The 15,924-nt window shown below is 38.7% G+C and carries 19 protein-coding genes; all 19 read right to left on the bottom strand.

Annotated features, from left to right (window positions below; genetic code table 11):
* Positions 1-248: 248 nt before the first annotated feature.
* Positions 249-1,937: a single-stranded-DNA-specific exonuclease RecJ gene (gene recJ / locus PHO70_04085; GenBank protein MDD5432150.1), complete on the bottom strand. Its 1,689-nt coding sequence runs from the start codon at positions 1,935-1,937 to the stop codon at positions 249-251.
* Positions 1,938-3,578: an arginine--tRNA ligase gene (gene argS, locus PHO70_04080; GenBank protein MDD5432149.1), complete on the bottom strand. Its 1,641-nt coding sequence runs from the start codon at positions 3,576-3,578 to the stop codon at positions 1,938-1,940.
* A 112-nt stretch (positions 3,579-3,690) separates the two neighbouring features.
* Entirely contained in the window at positions 3,691-4,023 is a 333-nt protein-coding gene (gene rsfS, locus PHO70_04075; protein MDD5432148.1) for a ribosome silencing factor, read from the bottom strand.
* Between the two features lie 40 nt (positions 4,024-4,063).
* The gene (locus PHO70_04070; protein MDD5432147.1) at positions 4,064-4,216 is read right to left on the bottom strand and encodes a DUF5679 domain-containing protein; all 153 of its coding nucleotides are present in this window, start codon (positions 4,214-4,216) and stop codon (positions 4,064-4,066) included.
* 86 nt (positions 4,217-4,302) lie between these two features.
* Positions 4,303-5,316, bottom strand: coding sequence for a hemolysin family protein (locus PHO70_04065; protein MDD5432146.1), 1,014 nt, complete (start codon positions 5,314-5,316; stop codon positions 4,303-4,305).
* Positions 5,317-5,325: 9 nt separating this feature from the next.
* Positions 5,326-6,591: a pitrilysin family protein gene (locus PHO70_04060; GenBank protein ID MDD5432145.1), complete on the bottom strand. Its 1,266-nt coding sequence runs from the start codon at positions 6,589-6,591 to the stop codon at positions 5,326-5,328.
* Between the two features lie 6 nt (positions 6,592-6,597).
* Positions 6,598-7,383, bottom strand: a complete 786-nt coding sequence (gene trpA, locus PHO70_04055) for a tryptophan synthase subunit alpha (protein ID MDD5432144.1) — start codon at positions 7,381-7,383, stop codon at positions 6,598-6,600.
* Positions 7,380-8,564 (bottom strand): tryptophan synthase subunit beta, encoded by a 1,185-nt coding sequence (trpB, locus tag PHO70_04050; protein ID MDD5432143.1) that lies wholly within the window; start codon positions 8,562-8,564, stop codon positions 7,380-7,382. The genes trpA and trpB overlap by 4 nt, the downstream gene beginning before the upstream one ends.
* The gene (locus PHO70_04045) at positions 8,564-8,896 is read right to left on the bottom strand and encodes a zinc ribbon domain-containing protein (GenBank protein MDD5432142.1); all 333 of its coding nucleotides are present in this window, start codon (positions 8,894-8,896) and stop codon (positions 8,564-8,566) included. The genes trpB and PHO70_04045 overlap by 1 nt, the downstream gene beginning before the upstream one ends.
* 17 nt (positions 8,897-8,913) lie before the next feature.
* Entirely contained in the window at positions 8,914-9,531 is a 618-nt protein-coding gene (locus tag PHO70_04040; protein MDD5432141.1) for a phosphoribosylanthranilate isomerase, read from the bottom strand.
* Positions 9,532-9,540: 9 nt separating this feature from the next.
* Positions 9,541-9,792 (bottom strand): GIY-YIG nuclease family protein, encoded by a 252-nt coding sequence (locus PHO70_04035; protein MDD5432140.1) that lies wholly within the window; start codon positions 9,790-9,792, stop codon positions 9,541-9,543.
* A gap of 26 nt (positions 9,793-9,818) precedes the next feature.
* The gene (gene trpC, locus PHO70_04030) at positions 9,819-10,607 is read right to left on the bottom strand and encodes an indole-3-glycerol phosphate synthase TrpC (protein ID MDD5432139.1); all 789 of its coding nucleotides are present in this window, start codon (positions 10,605-10,607) and stop codon (positions 9,819-9,821) included.
* Positions 10,608-10,616: 9 nt separating this feature from the next.
* A complete protein-coding gene (gene trpD, locus PHO70_04025; protein MDD5432138.1) occupies positions 10,617-11,630 on the bottom strand; it encodes an anthranilate phosphoribosyltransferase in 1,014 nt (337 codons plus the stop codon).
* Complete coding sequence (locus PHO70_04020) at positions 11,627-12,190, bottom strand: aminodeoxychorismate/anthranilate synthase component II (protein ID MDD5432137.1); 564 nt, start codon at positions 12,188-12,190, stop codon at positions 11,627-11,629. The genes trpD and PHO70_04020 overlap by 4 nt, the downstream gene beginning before the upstream one ends.
* 1 nt (position 12,191) lies before the next feature.
* A complete protein-coding gene (gene murA / locus PHO70_04015; protein MDD5432136.1) occupies positions 12,192-13,454 on the bottom strand; it encodes a UDP-N-acetylglucosamine 1-carboxyvinyltransferase in 1,263 nt (420 codons plus the stop codon).
* A 39-nt stretch (positions 13,455-13,493) separates the two neighbouring features.
* Entirely contained in the window at positions 13,494-14,288 is a 795-nt protein-coding gene (gene prmC, locus PHO70_04010) for a peptide chain release factor N(5)-glutamine methyltransferase (GenBank protein ID MDD5432135.1), read from the bottom strand.
* Positions 14,281-15,339 carry a peptide chain release factor 1 gene (prfA, locus tag PHO70_04005; protein ID MDD5432134.1) on the bottom strand — a complete coding sequence of 353 codons (1,059 nt, stop codon included), beginning with the start codon at positions 15,337-15,339 and terminating at the stop codon, positions 14,281-14,283. The genes prmC and prfA overlap by 8 nt, the downstream gene beginning before the upstream one ends.
* 78 nt (positions 15,340-15,417) lie before the next feature.
* Complete coding sequence (rpmE, locus tag PHO70_04000; GenBank protein MDD5432133.1) at positions 15,418-15,618, bottom strand: 50S ribosomal protein L31; 201 nt, start codon at positions 15,616-15,618, stop codon at positions 15,418-15,420.
* Positions 15,619-15,639: 21 nt separating this feature from the next.
* Positions 15,640-15,924: transcription termination factor Rho (rho, locus tag PHO70_03995; GenBank protein ID MDD5432132.1), on the bottom strand; the 285-nt coding region annotated here is incomplete at its 5' end.

Below are 15,924 nucleotides of genomic sequence, written 5' to 3'. Positions count from 1 at the left end.
AATAGGAGTGAATAAACATGTTAAAAAAATGTGCTATATGCAAAAAAGGCGAACTCAAAGGGAAAACTGTCACTAGAAAAGGTTTAGCCAAAAGTAAAGGCGGAACTGGAAGCAAAATCAGCCGCTGGACTATGCGCAGGTTCCTTCCGAACCTTCAAAAAATGCGTATTTTGGTTAACGGCCACCCGAGAAAAGTCTATATCTGCGCAAAATGCATCAAAAAGGGTAACTTTCAGAAAGCTTAAAACCTACCTGATAAAAATATCCCTGATTTCCAAGATAATTGATGAATCTCCGCGCCACGAATCAATCCTAGGGCTATAAACTAAGTCAAAACTATTTGAACTTAACAAGCTGTCTTTAAGGCTACTCATCCCAAAGCCGATGGCAGGAAAAGTTATTTGTCCATCGCTTACCCAGAACTTAATTGTAGCCCTATTTAAGATTTGCATCTGCCCCTTAACTTTAAGGTTTCTAGTAAAGAAAAGTGGCTCAGGGTTTGCCATGCCAAATGGCTCCAAAGCCTCTAACTGCAATACAAGCTTTTCATTTAAATCAGAAAGCGGCAAATCCACATCAATATCAATACTGGGCAATAGATCTTCCAAGACAAGCTTTTGATTTGCCAATTTATTAATACTTTTTCTAAAATCATCAATATTTGCTTTTGAAATCAAAAGCCCTGCTGCATGGCTGTGCCCACCGAACGTATCCAATAAATCCTTGCAATCTACGAGCGCTTCAAATAAATGGAAATTCTTTATGGATCGCGCCGAACCTTTGCATAAATTCTCACTTAGGGAGATTACAATTGCCGGACGATAAAACCTATCTGCCAATTTTGAGGCAACTATTCCTAAAACTCCCTGATGCCAGTCCTCTTTAGCAATGACAATAATCTTGTGTTCCTTAAAATTAACTTCCTTTTCAATCAAATCCTGCGCTTCTTCAAGTATTTTTGACTCAACCTGCTGACGTTTACGATTAAATGATTCAAGCGCCTTGGCTAATTCATCCGCTTCCTCTCTATCTTTAGCCATCAATAATTTTAAAGATAATTCAGCGCTATCCATCCTGCCGCTTGCATTAATCCGCGGGGCAAGGATAAAGCTAATATACGTAGAAGTAAACTTTTTGTTTTCTATCCCCGCATTTCTGATTAATGAACGCAGGCCCTCTCTTTTAGTTTGTGGGAATCTTTTCAGGCCTTCCTTAGCAAAGATACGGTTCTCCCCGGTCAAAGAAACCGAATCAGCAATGGTTCCCAAAGAAACCAAATCCAAATCATCAAGCAGCATCTTCTCAGTAAGCGCTTGGCAGAGTTTATAGGCAACACCCACTCCTGCTAAATCCCTGAATTTATAACTGGAGGCTTTAGTTTTAGGGTTAATAATGCTAGAGGCGCAAGGAAGATGCATACTTGATTGCTCATGATGGTCTGTGATAACTACCTCAATACCCAAATGCCTTAACTCTTCTATCTGGCCATGATTACTTGTCCCGCAATCAACGGTAATAAGAAGTTTTACCTTTTTTTCCTTAACTATATTTGCGATATCTTTACTTAAGCCGTACCCTTCTTTTATCCTGTGCGGCAAATAATGCAGGCAATCCCCTCCTAATTTCATAATAGTTTCCTTAACCAAGGCAGCAGCTGTTATGCCGTCTACATCATAATCTCCAAAAACCATGATTTTCTCTTTATTCTTAATAGCCTTACGAATAATACTTACTGCTTTTTCCATACCATGGAAAGAAAAAGGATCGTGCAGGTTTTTGGGGTTCGGTTGAAGGAACTTTCGCGCTTCCTCAACATTTTGTATTGACCGGTTTATTAATAACTGGGCTATTACTTTAGAGATTTTTAGTTCAGAAGATAATTTTTCCTGAAGGATAGGGTTTTGCGGGGAGACCTTTACTATTTTGTGGCTATGCATCTACATTTTCTCTGGACGTGTTACGCCTGCTAGTTCCAAACCTTTAGCAATTACAATTCTGGTTGCATCAATTAAGGCCAGACGCGCTTTAGTTAATGCATCAGACTGGCCCAAAACACGGTGCAAATCATAAAATTTATGAAAACTCTCGGAAACCTCCTGCAGATAAACTGTCAGCATATAAGGATCCTGAGTTATAAGGCAAATATTTGTTATATATGAAAATTGAAGTATCTTCTTTATTAAAGCCAACTCTTCTTTTTCCTTTAACAATGAGAAATCAGCGTCCTTGGCCGTATCAACACCGCTTGAGCGTAAGATACTGCAGATCCTCGCGTGGGCATACTGCACATAATAAACAGGATTCTCCGCGGTCTGCTTCTTGGCAACATCAAGGTCAAAATCAAGGTGGCTTGAAGTCCTGCGCATAATAAAAAAGAACCTTGAAGCGTCAACCCCGACTTCATCAAGCACCTCGCGCAGAGTTATGTATTGCCCCCGCCTTGTGGACATCTGCACGGGTTTCCCTCCCCTAAATATAGTTGCCAGTTGAACAATAACTATTGAAAGGCTTGATGCATCTTTTCCAAAAGCCTGGACCGAAGCCTTTATCCTATTAATATAGCCATGGTGATCTGGGCCCCAAAGATTAATAAGCCATTCAAAACCACGCTTATACTTTTCCTGATGATAAGCGATATCGGGGGCCAAATACGTATATGATCCGTCGCTTTTTATGATTACCCTGTCTTTATCATCTCCAAATTCAGTTGACTTAAACCATAAAGCGCCATCCTGATCATAAAGATAACCTTTCTTCTTTAAAAAATTAAGTGCTTCTTCAATTTTACCCTGCTTCCTTAATTCTTTCTGAGAATACCAGCAGTCAAATTTAACCCCAAAATCATCAAGTTCCTTTCTAATGATATCCAAGATATAATTTCCGGCATAATCGCCGAGATTCTCTGCTGTAATTTTTTCCTCTTGAGCTTTCTTTGCAATATCATAGATATAGTCGCCCTGATAATGGTCTTCAGGAAATTCAATCTTCTCTCCTGAAAGCTCTTTCATCCTTAATTCAACTGACCTACCCAATATATTTATCTGGTTACCTTCATCATTAAGGTAATATTCTCTCTGGACGTTAAACCCAAGAAACTGCAAAATATTTGCCAGGCAATCCCCTACCGCAGCCTGCCTTGCGTGCGCAACTGAAAGAGAACCCGTCGGATTGGCGCTTACAAATTCAATCAACGCTTTTGCGCCTTTGCCTTTATCTAATTTCAAGAAATCCGGGCCTTTAACCAAAAGTTCGCTTAATCTTTCATAAAAATATTTATCTGCTATATAAAAATTAATAAATCCGGCACCTTCTACTTTAATCTCCTTAACATAATCGCCAAATTTAGATTTTTGGAGCTCTTGTTTAATGCCATCTATTATCAAAGAAGCTACTTCTCTGGGGGGCTTCTGGAGAGGCTTACTTAAGCGCATGGCGATATTCGTAGAAAGGTCCCCGAAACGGATATCGGTAGAAAAATCAAGGTATGGGTCTTCCTTAGAAAAAGAATCCATGCCAAGGTTCTTTAATGAGTTTTTAATTACCCCGACCAACAAATCATTGATATTTTCTTTTAACATTAACAAATCCTTTAAGAAATTTGATTTTGTGCATAAGCACAGGTCAATCTAAAGAAAGGAAGCCGCTTTTGAAAGGAATGGTCACTGCCTGTATACAGACAGTGACCATTGACTAAATTTTCTTGCTACGGGCAACTCTGATTTTCTTAGCGTCTGCCCATAAACGTTCTAGTGAATAAAATTCTCTTAGTGGCTTGTAGAAAATATGCACTACTATGGAAACAAAATCTAAAACAACCCAACCAGATTCGTCGCTAGGCAAGACCTTCGAAAGAGATTTTATCCCGTCTTTGGCTAAATCATCTTCTATTGCCCGGGCAACCGCATTTACCTGCCTTAAAGATGTGGCGCTTGCGATAACAAAATAATCACAGAAGCCAGCCTCTTCGGACATCTGCAGGATAACTACTTTTTGAGCTTTCTTGGACTTAGCAACTGCCGCTATTCGTTGCGCCAGGTTTTTTGAAACTATGATGATTCCTCCCTTATTTCTTCTTGCCTAAAATCTTATACATTCCAGTGCCACATTCAGGGCATTTACCCTTCATGGCCATACGATCATTCTTCATTGTGACTTTTTGTTCATCTTTCATGACTTTTTTTGCTTTGCACTTTACGCAATATCCTGTTTCTGCCATTTGTTCCTCCTTTTAGAATAATTACGATTCAAGTTTCATTTATACTATCACAGGTTATTTTAACTGTCAATTGATTCTTGTTTTACCTAATGTTTCCTATGATGCTTTTCTTCAATTTCCCCGACAATTTCTTCAATCAAATCCTCTAGAGTGACTAAACCAACTGTTTTTTTGTCTTTATCCACAACTACCGCCATCTGAATCTTATCTGTCTGAAATCTATGCAAAAGCTCATTAACTTTGCAAGTAGCGCTAACCTTATAGGCATCATGAACCAAATCCTGCAAAACAAACAACCCCTTCTCTTTTAATATATACAAAAGGTCCCTGGCATAAATAACGCCGACAACATTCTCAATCTTATCTTTATACACCGGAAGCCGGGCATGCCCTTCTTCAACGAATATATTTAATATATCTTCCTGCTTAAGATCCATGTCAACTGCAATCATTTTTTCCTTCGGTACCATAACATCGCCTACTGTTATATTACCAAACTCAAGGATTCTATGCAGCATTTTGCCTTTCTGTTCACTCAGGAAACCCTCTTCTTTTCCTATTTCAATCATCAAACGAAGCTCTTCCTCTGTAACCAGAGGAGACTTCTTAACCGGTTTTATCCCTATAAGCTTGATTAAAAAGCTGCTAGCGCCATTAAAGAATAAGATTATCGGATTAAAGATCTTGATCAAAACCTCCATTATCGGAGCAATAAACAAAGCTACCCGTTCCGTATGTTTAATTGCAATAATTTTCGGAGTGATCTCAAGTGCAATAACAATGAAAAAAGACGTTGCAAAAGTCGCAATAACCACAGCCCATTTATAGCTAAACAATGTTAAGCATATTGCCGTTATAATCGCCGACATGGCGATATTCACAAAATTATTTAAAACCAAGATTGCAGAGATAAACTTATCCATATTAGAGATAAGCCGCTGGATACTCTGGGCTCGCTTTAATCCACGGCTAACCATATGGCGCAGGCGTATCCTGCTTAAGCTGATAATTGAAGTCTCTGAAGCTGAAAACAAAAAAGAAAGTAACGTTAAGATTACAAAAAGGATGCCAACAAAAGGCAAAGAAAGTACTTTATCCATATTATTAACCTATAACTCCAATTGCTTGTATATATGCTGCTCTTTATCTTTTAATGGGCCGATTAAAGCAAGATTTAGCTTATTCCTTTCAAAAATACAATTTGCCACTTCTTGTAAATCTTCAATCTTAACTTCCTTAACTTCCTTAATTATCTCTTCTAAAGAATAGACTTTATCCAAAGTAACTGTCGTTTCTCCAATCCAAAGCATATGCTCTAAAGTATCCTCCAACCCAAGTAAAAGCTGGCCAAGGTAAAATTCTTTCGCCCGGTTAAATTCATCTTTGGTAACCGGATTCCTTCGTATCTTGGACAATTCCTTTAAGATTAATTTAAGGGCTTCGTCAACTTTTCTGTTATCAATACCAGCGTGTACAATAAATGCTCCCGTATCCATGAAGCGCTTAACCTGCGTGCCGATTTCATAAGCAAGCCCTCTCTTCTCCCTTACCTCGTTAAAAAGCCGGCTGGACATATTTGCCCCTAATATTACATGCAAAAGCCCCTGTGCGTGCCTTAAGGCATGCCCGCGTTTAAAACTATGGAATCCTAATGCCAGATGGGTCTGCTCTGTCTCTTTATGAAATACTTTTAGCTGAGGCTTGCTTTGGGCTTCAATTGCAGAAGTAAAAACATTCTTGTCGCTTTCTTCTTTAGAAGAAAAGGCCTTTGTAGCCAATTTTACCAATCTCGCCTGGTCTAAACAACCAACAGCGCTTACTACCATATTAACAGGAGTATAAAAATTATTCTTGAATAAAGATAACTCTTCTTTATCAACAGCTCCGACGGATTCAGCTGTCCCAATAACCGGCTTACCTAACGGTTGATCCGGCCAGAGAAGCTCATCAAGCAATTCATGCACATAGCTTTGAGGAAGGTCCCTATACAATTTTATTTCTTCCAAAATTACGGTTTTTTCCTTCTCAATTTCTAATTTTGGCAATACTGGGTTTAAAACCATGTCCGATAAAACTTCAAATGCCAAATTCTGATACTTAGCCGGGATTTTGACAAGGTAACAAGTCATTTCTTCGGAAGTAAAACCATTTAATGAACCGCCAATCCCCTCAATTGACTCTTTAATCGCACGGCAGGAGTATTTCTTAGAGCCTTTAAAAAGAAGATGTTCCAAGAAATGCGACATCCCTTTATTCTTCTGCATTTCATACCTTCCGCCGACATTTATCCATATGCCAAGAGCAACCGACTGTTTATCGGGCATATGGTTTGAAATTATTCTTAAACCATTACTTAAAACATGCTTTTTATACACTTTTAATTATCCTTTCAGACTTACGACAAGGGCACTTACTTTTTTGACGAGGTCAGATTTTCCTATTCTTTCCTTTATCCCCCTGACAATCGCACTACCCACGATAACGCCATCTGCATATTTTGATACTTCTTTTACTTGGGCAGCTGTTGAAACGCCAAATCCTACACAAACCGGCTTTTTCGTAATTCGTTTTATCGCCTTAAGATTATCCACTAAATCATCTGGCAAAGATTTACGCGCGCCCGTTACTCCCGTCAACGAAACATAATAGATAAAGCCTCTTGAAATACGGGAAACTAATTTCATACGAGAACTGCTTGTAGTCGGGGAAACAAAACAAATAATATCCAAGTTTGCATTATTTGCTAATTTTATCAAAGCCTTTCCTTCCTCAGGAGGTAAATCAGGTATAATAACTCCGTCTACTCCGGAAGAAACACATCTTTCTACGAATTTAGCTTCATTAAAACAAAACACCGGGTTGTAATAAGTCATCAGGCAAATAGGGACTTGGGTTTTAAGGCGGGCTTTTTTGACAAGATTAAAGATTTCGGCTAAATGAACATTTCTTTTTAAAGCGAAACCCGATGCCTCCTGGATAATTGGCCCGTCGGCAATCGGATCGGAGAAAGGAACTCCGAGTTCAATTGCATCTACACCGATACGAGAGAATTCCAGAATTAATTTATAGGTTACATCAAGGCTAGGATACCCTGCGGTAATAAAAGCGATGAACGCTTTTTTCTTGTTCTTCTTTAAATTTACAAATTTTGCTTCAATCCTATTCATACTTTTATCTCTTGTGTTACTATCCCCAGATCTTTATCTCCCCTGCCGGAAAGGCAGACTATTACAATTGAATTCTTGAACTTAACTTTATTCTTTATCAAATAAGCAACTGCATGCGAAGATTCCAATGCCGGGATTATGCCTTCTAATTTAGCTAATAGTTCAAATCCCTGCAAAGCTTCTTTATCGTTAACTGAAACGTAAACTGCTCTTTTAATCTTTTTATAATACGCGTGTTCCGGCCCAACTCCCGGATAATCAAGCCCTGCAGAAATTGAATGTGTTGACAAAATTTGTCCGAATCGATCTTCTAATAAACCGGATTTCTGCCCATGCAAAACTCCCACATCGCCCTTTACCAAGGTTGCAGCATGTTTACCGGAAGCAATTCCTCTGCCGCCTGCCTCTACACCTATAAACTTAACCTTTTTGTCATTAAAAAAAGGATAGAATAAGCCCATAGCATTACTTCCGCCGCCTACACAAGCAACTAAATAATCTGCAAGCTTGCCTTCCTTTTCTTTAATCTGTTTTCTTGCTTCTTTACCGATAACAGACTGGAAATCCCTAACTATCATAGGATACGGATGGGGCCCGGCAACAGTACCGATAATATAGTGCGTCTCCCGCACATTGGTTACCCAATCCCTTAAAGCCTCTGTCATAGCATCTTTTAAAGTTTTTGAACCACTAGTAACCGGAATTACTCTTGCTCCCAAAAGCTTCATCCGGAATACATTGGGCTTTTGGCGCTCTATATCTTCGCTACCCATATAGATATCGCATTTTAAACCAAACAAAGCAGCGACTGTTGCAGTTGCCACACCATGCTGGCCAGCTCCAGTTTCTGCAATAATACGCGGCTTCTTCATCCTGAGCCCAAGCAAAACCTGGCCTAAAGTATTGTTAATTTTATGGGCCCCTGTATGCAAAAGGTCTTCTCTTTTTAAATATACTTTTTTAATGCCTAAGTGTTTGCTTAAATTTGCGGCAAGATAAAGCGGAGTGGGGCGTCCTGCATACTCTTTAAGGTAATAATCAAGCTCCTGATGAAATTTCTTATCAGTCCTTACTTTAGCATATTCCCGGGTTAACTCTTCCAACGCATAGATGAGCGTTTCGGGGACGAATCTTCCTCCAAACTCTCCGAAATACCCTGACTTATTTGGTAAAGTACCCATTAAAATGTAATCCCTTGATAGTTTTGATGGTTCATATTTAAAAAATTCATTAATCTCTCCCAGAGGGCCAAAAACACATCATTAAAATTTTGCATCCAATAATGAGGCAACGCTGAATTCCCTGGGAAAAAGAAATTATAAGCGATAAACTTTAACAGCATAAAACTCAAATAAACAAAAAAAGTAACCAGCAAAATTGAAACTACAATCGTAATAAGGCAACCCAACAAACAATTCACCCAAAACTTGCGCTTTTTTAAATTCTCTCCGCAGAACCTGCATTTTATAGCATCATCTTGTATTTCTTCTGCGCAATAAGGGCATTTTTTCATTTGTAATAATTATAGCATCATTTCTTAACTACAGAAATAAATTCTCTTATTTTGATACTATCTTTCTTCCCGGGTTCTAATTCTACGGAACTGGAAACATCCACCCAATCCGGATGAACGGTTCTAATTGCTTTCTTTATATTTTGTTTAGTAAGCCCCCCTGATAAGAATATGGGCCGCTTTAAATCTTTAAAATGTTTTATCAAATCCCAATTAAACCTCTTACCGGTTCCTCCCTGCCCTAAAGGAGAAAATGTATCAAAAAGATAAGCAAATGTTTTATATCCTTGGATTTCTTTTAAGTCAAGTTTATCCTTGATTCGGAAAACTTTGATAATTCTATAGCCCTTAAATTTATCACAAAAAGCACTGCTTTCTTCACCATGAAATTGCAATAAATCAAGATTGCATTCCTTTGCGATTTTTCGGATAGTTGCCTCTTTCGCATTGACAAAAACACCAACTTTCTTCACAGACGAAGGCAATTGCCTAATAATGGCTTTGGCTTTAACAGGAGATAAATACCTCGGGCTCTTTTTGTAAAAAATAAATCCTAAGGCATTACTTCCTGCTTTAACAGCAAAAAGCGCGTCTTTAAGATTAGTTATCCCGCAAATCTTAACTTTTACCCCCACACCAACTCCTCAAGTTAAAATGCTTCTGGTAATTCTTTTTCTTAGCTGAACGAAGGCTCGAGATCTTAATTTTAAATTGTGTTCTCGCTTCCTTGCATCAAATTCCGATTTATATGCTTCAAAATAAATTATCTCAAACGGTATTCTATGTTTAGTAGAAAACACCACGCCAGAATTGTGCTCCCTCAATCTTTTATCTAGGTTATTTGTTGATCCAATATAGCAACACAAATCTTTCTTGCTCTTTAGAACATAAAACATACCTTCCGCAGAGTTGGTGTGGGGGTTTACCACCCCATAACCTCTTCAACTTTCATTTTTATGTCGGGAGCTGACATAAATGCCTCACCGATAAGAACAGCATTTACCCCCAATATTTTTAAGAATAAAACATCTTGGTAATTTTTAATGCCGCTCTCAACTACTACCGGCTGGCCCTTAGGAACTAATGTATATAATTTCTCGGTAGTTTTAAAATCAACCTCAAGAGTATGCAAATCACGGTTGTTTATACCAATAAGCTTTGGCTTTAAACTTAAGACTTTTTTAAGCTCTTTCTCAGTATGTACCTCAACCAGATAATCCAACCCTAAACTCGAAGACAATTCCATTAAATTAGATAATTCATCTTTTGTAAGTAAGTCTGTGATAAGAAGAATCGCGTCAGCTCCAAAGTATCGTGATTCATAAACCTGATACGGCTCTAGAATAAAATCTTTTCTTAATATTGGGACTTCTATCAAAGCTTTAACTTCATTTATATAATTCAAATTTCCTTGGAAATAATCCTCTTCTGTTAGCACGGAGACCGCCTGGACATCTGCTTCTTTATATGCAATTGCAATCTCACTAAGATTGAAATCCTGCCTGATAACCCCTTTGGAAGGTGAAGCTTTCTTTATCTCAGCAATCAAAGAAATCATCCTCGGTTTCGTAATCGCGTTAATAAAAGGCCGACACGGCTCAAGATTCTGAATTTTTAGTTTCAGCTCTTCCTCCGGGAGCACTTGTTTTGCTAAATTAATTTTTTCTTTTTTCTTTAAAATAATTTCTTTTAATGCATCTATTTTTTTCATCTTTGTTTTTCAGCCTTTCTTTGAAAACTCCTGTAATAGTTCCAATTTCTTTAATGCTTTCCCGGAATCAATGGAATCTTCCGCTTTTTTTATGCCCTCTTTAATTGAAGAGGCCGATCCTGCAACATATATTGCCGCTGCACTATTTAAGACTACGATATCGCGTTTAGGATTATGAACCCCTTTTAAGATTTCTAGCAATATCTTTACATTATCCGCAACTCCACCTCCTGCTAAATCATCTAAAGTTGATTTATTAAAACCAAAATCCTGCGGATTTATTTCATATGTTTTGATGCTTTTAAGGTTACTTTCCGCTACGTCGGTATTATCCGAAGTTGTAATTTCATCTAAACCATCTTTTCCATGCACGACTAATGCATGAGTTGAGCCTAAATTAAGCAAAACTTCGGCAAAAATCCCAACCCATTTCTTATCAAAAACTCCGATTAATTGATGCGTTGCCTGCGCAGGATTGCTTAGCGGCCCGATTAGGTTAAAGATTGTTCTTTTGCCGATTTCTCTACGGGCTGGCATTGCATATTTCATCGCAGGATGCAGGTTTTGCGCGAATAAAAAAGCTATGCCGATATCATCAAGGCATTTCTCTATTTTCTTGTAAGGCATATTAATATCTATTGAAAGAGCTTCCAGTATATCAGCTGAACCGCAACGGCTAGAGACGCTTCTATTACCGTGTTTTGCAACTGCAATTCCGCTGCCACTTGCAACAAAAGCAACTATCGTAGAAACATTAAAAGTCCCCCTGGCGTCTCCGCCAGTCCCACAGGTATCTAATAAAACTTCTCTGCTGGAATTAATTTTAATCGCGTGTTTACGCATCACCTTAACTGCCGCGATTAATTCCTTAACTGTCTCTCCTTTTTGGCTTAACGCCTTAAGGAAAGAAACAATCTCGGGAGTCTCTGCTTTCCCGGACATTATTTCTTCCATAACGCAAGCCATCTGCAGGGAATCTAAATCATTATTCTCTGCAATAATCTTTATGGCTTCTCTAATCATAGATTTATGAAGTTTTTAAGTATCTTCATTCCTGATTTAGTTAATATGGATTCAGGATGAAACTGAACACCCCACAAAGGATAAGCTTTATGCTTTAACCCCATAATCTCTTTTTCTTTTGTCCATGCGGCTATCTCAAGGCATGCCGGCAGGCTTTTTCTTTCAACAAGCAGAGAATGATACCGGGTAGCCTCAAAAGGATTTGGGATTCCTTTAAAGATCCCTTTATTATTATGGTATATACGCGAAGTTTTCCCATGCATAAGTTTTCCCGAAGGGATAATTTTACCTCCAAAACAATATCCGATAGCCTGATGCCCCAGGCAAACTCCCAGAATAGGGATCTTTCCTGCAAATTCTTTTATAACACTACATGAAATACCCGCATCTTCCGGACGGCCCGGACCAGGAGAGATAACTATTTTCTTAGGCTTAAGCTTCTTGATTTCTTCAATGGTAATAGCGTCATTCCGGAATACCTTAATCTCTTCACCCAACACTCCTAAATATTGGACAAGGTTGTAAGTAAACGAATCGTAATTATCAATCATTAATATCATTTTATTCCCTCTCTCTCCAAACCTTTGCACCAAGAGAACATAATTTTTCTTCAATATTCTCATACCCACGCTCAAGATGGTAGATTCTTGAAACGGTAGTCTTTCCTTTTGCTGCAAGCCCGGCTAAGACAAGGCCTGCGGAAGCGCGTAAGTCAGAAGCCATAACAGGAGCTCCGGATAAAACCTTTATACCTTCCGTGATTGCATGAGGGCCTTCTCTTTGAATTTGTGCCCCCATACGGTTAAGCTCTGCAACATGCATAAACCTGTCAGGATAAATCTTCTCGGTTATTACGCTTATCCCCGGAGTTACACTCATTAACGCCATAATCTGCGCTTGCATGTCTGTTGCAAAACCGGGGTATGGAAGTGTTGTAATATTTACCGAATTAAGACATTTCTTATGGCGGACTCGAAGCGCTCTATCTAATTTACTTATACTTGCTCCACTTTCTTCAAGCTTATCGATAAGCGCACCCAAATGCTGATATAAAACATTTTTAATTGTAACATCTCCCTTAGTGATTAAAGCGGCTAACATCAAAGTCCCTGCTTCTATCCTATCGGGGATTATTGTATGGATCGCCCCATGCAAATGCTTTACTCCTTCAACTTCTATAATCGGTGTTCCATGCCCTTTAATTTTGGCGCCCATCTTAATCAAGAATTCCGCCAAATCAACTACTTCCGGCTCACACGCGGCTGATTCAATCACAGTTTTGCCTTGTGCAAGCACTGCAGCCATTAAAATATTATCAGTTGCCAAAACAGATGAGCCATACATCCCTCCTAAATACATATGGCTTCCATGCAATCTCTTAGCCGTTGCAATCACGTAACCGGATTCAATTGAAATATCAGCTCCCAATGCTTTAAGGCCTTTAATATGCAAATCAACTGGCCTTAATCCGATAACACATCCTCCGGGCAAAGAAACTTTAGCTTTTTTAAGCTTCCCTAAAAGCGGCCCCAACACACAAAATGACGCGCGCATTGTAGAAACAAGTTTGTAATCCGCAATATAATTTGCAGCTTTAAGCGAGCTGACTGTCACAACTCCCTTTTCAAATTCCGCTGACTTACCAAGGGAACGTAAGATCTTTAACATTGTGTTTGTATCGCGTAAATTCGGCACTCCCTTAATAATGCAAGCGTCGTCGGTTAAAAGCGTAGCTGCCAGTATCGGCAAGACTGCATTCTTAGCACCCGAAACACTTACTTCCCCATGCAATTGCACTCCACCTTCAATAACTAATTTATCCATAATAAACTCCTAAGATTTGTTTCCTAAACTTATGCTATCCTATTTTCTTCTTAAAACTAACACCCTGTCTAAGCTATTATAATCTTTGAGTGCCTCTATTACTTCAAAAAAACCGCTATTTCCAAAAATTCTCTGCAAACTTAAGCCCTGATTAAAACCGCATTCCATAATCAACAAACCGTCTTTCTTTAAAATCATTTCCCCAGCCGGAATAATTCTTTGGTAAAATTCAAGCCCGTCTTTGCCACCATCTAATGCAATGCGCGGTTCAAAATAAAGCTCTTTAGAAAAAGATTTGATTTCTTCGGGGCTGCAATAAGGAGGGTTACTTACTATGCAATCATATTCCCTGTCTCTTAACTTCTTATCTTTCAAAAGATCGCTTTTAATAAATCTTATTTTATCAGAAACGCCGTTTAAACAAGCATTCTGCTGCGCAATCTTTAAAGCTTTTTCAGAAATGTCAGAAACGGTGACAAAACAATCCGGAAGTAATTTTGCCAACGATATCCCGATACATCCTGATCCGGAGCACAAATCAAGTATGTTTTGAGTTTCTTGTTTACGGCAAGAGTTTAAATATTTTAAAGCGGCTTCAACTAAAATCTCTGTCTCAGGCCTTGGGATTAGACAATCTTTATTTACTTTAAATCTAAACCCCATAAATTCGCTCCAGCCCAGGATATATTGAATCGGCTCACCAATAATTCTTCTTTTTAAGGCTTGCGCGATTGACTCAGACTGCTTCTTGGTAAGAAGTTGGCTATGGTTTAAATATAAATTCGTACGATTACAATTAAGCACTTCGCTAAATAATAATTCAGCCTCATTCATTCTTTTTCTCTTCTTCAGCCTTTATTAAAGCATCCGACAATTCATCCAAATCGCCTTCAAGTATTGACTCTAGTTGATGCGAGGTAAAATTTATCCGGTGATCCGTAACCCTGCGGTCAGGAAAATTATATGTGCGAATCTTTTCACTTCTATCCCCGGTCCCTATTTGTGTTTTACGCGCTTGCGTTAATCTTTTAACCTCGTCTTCTGCTTTTTTATCAAGCAGTTTTGCACGTAAGATTCTCATTGCCTTATTTTTATTCTTTAGCTGTGATCTCTCATCCTGACAGGCGACTACAACGCCGGATGGAATATGCGTAATACGCACTGCCGAATCTGTCTTTTGCATATGCTGCCCGCCGGGGCCGCTTGACCTATAAGTATCTATTCTTAGATCTTTGGGTTCAATAACTAAATCTACTTCTTCGGGCTCAACTAAAACCGCAACTGTTGCAGTAGAAGTATGAATCCTGCCTTGGGACTCTGTTTCAGGGACGCGCTGGACACGATGCACCCCGCTTTCAAATTTTAATCTTTTATATGCACCTTTTCCTTTAACACTAAAAACAACTTCTTTGAAGCCGCCGGCTTCTGTAGGGCTAAGCGCCATAGATTCAACTAACCAACCCTTGCTTGCAGCGTAAAGCGTATACATTCTGTAAAGGTCAGCTGCGAATAAACCCGCCTCATCGCCTCCGGTTCCCTGCCTAATCTCCATCATAAAATCCCTGTTAACATCCTTATCTTCTCCCTTAAGAAGCGCTGTCAGCTTTGCCTCTAAATCATTTTTTTTCGCCTTAATGTCCTGCAGTTCTTTTTCTGCCAATTCAACAAACTCTTTATCATGTTTTTCTTTAAGGACATTTTCTAAATCCAAGGCTTCTTTAGACAACTTGAGATGTTCACGGTATAAAAATACCGGTTCTTTAAGGTCTGAGAGCTCTTTAGCATATCTATTATACTGTTCTTTATCAGAAATAACCTCGTAATCAGCCAAAATCTTCTCTAATTCTTCATAACGGGATTCAAATTTTTTTAATTGTTCAAACATAGTAATACCCTTTAAATGAATACAGTGGCTGCAAGCTTAACAGTAACCTCATTTAAGCCTGCAGCCAATAAACAAAGATTACTTCTTTGCGTATTTCTTCATAAACTTGTCAACGCGGCCGGCAGAATCCACAAACTTCTGTTTTCCGGTAAAAAACGGATGACATTTTGAGCAGATCTCTACACGGATACTTGGCTTGGTTGAACGCGTATGGATTGTCTCCCCGCAAGCACAAATAATCGTGCTTTCTTTGTAATTCGGATGAATTTTCTCTTTCATTTTTACTTCCCTTTCCTTTCGTTATTGGTTCATACTGTTTAAAAAATCATCATTGTTTTTTGTCTTACCTAACTTCTCGATAAGCAATTCCATTGCTTCAACGTTACTTAACTCATTTAAAACTTTTCTTAATATCCAAACCTTCTGCAGCTGATCTGGCTTAAGAAGCAATTCCTCGTGCCTGGTATTGGAACGCTTAATTTCAATTGCAGGATAAATCCTTCTCTGGAAGAGGTTTCTATCAAGTTGCAATTCCATATTACCAGTCCCCTTGAACTCTTCAAAGATTACTTCATCCATACGGCT

The organism is Candidatus Omnitrophota bacterium (genome assembly GCA_028715415.1).
In the GTDB taxonomy this organism is placed as follows: domain Bacteria; phylum Omnitrophota; class Gorgyraeia; order Gygaellales; family Profunditerraquicolaceae; genus JAQURX01.
The sequence above is the reverse complement of the archived record's forward strand: the minus strand, read 5'-3'. Positions and strand labels throughout refer to the sequence as shown.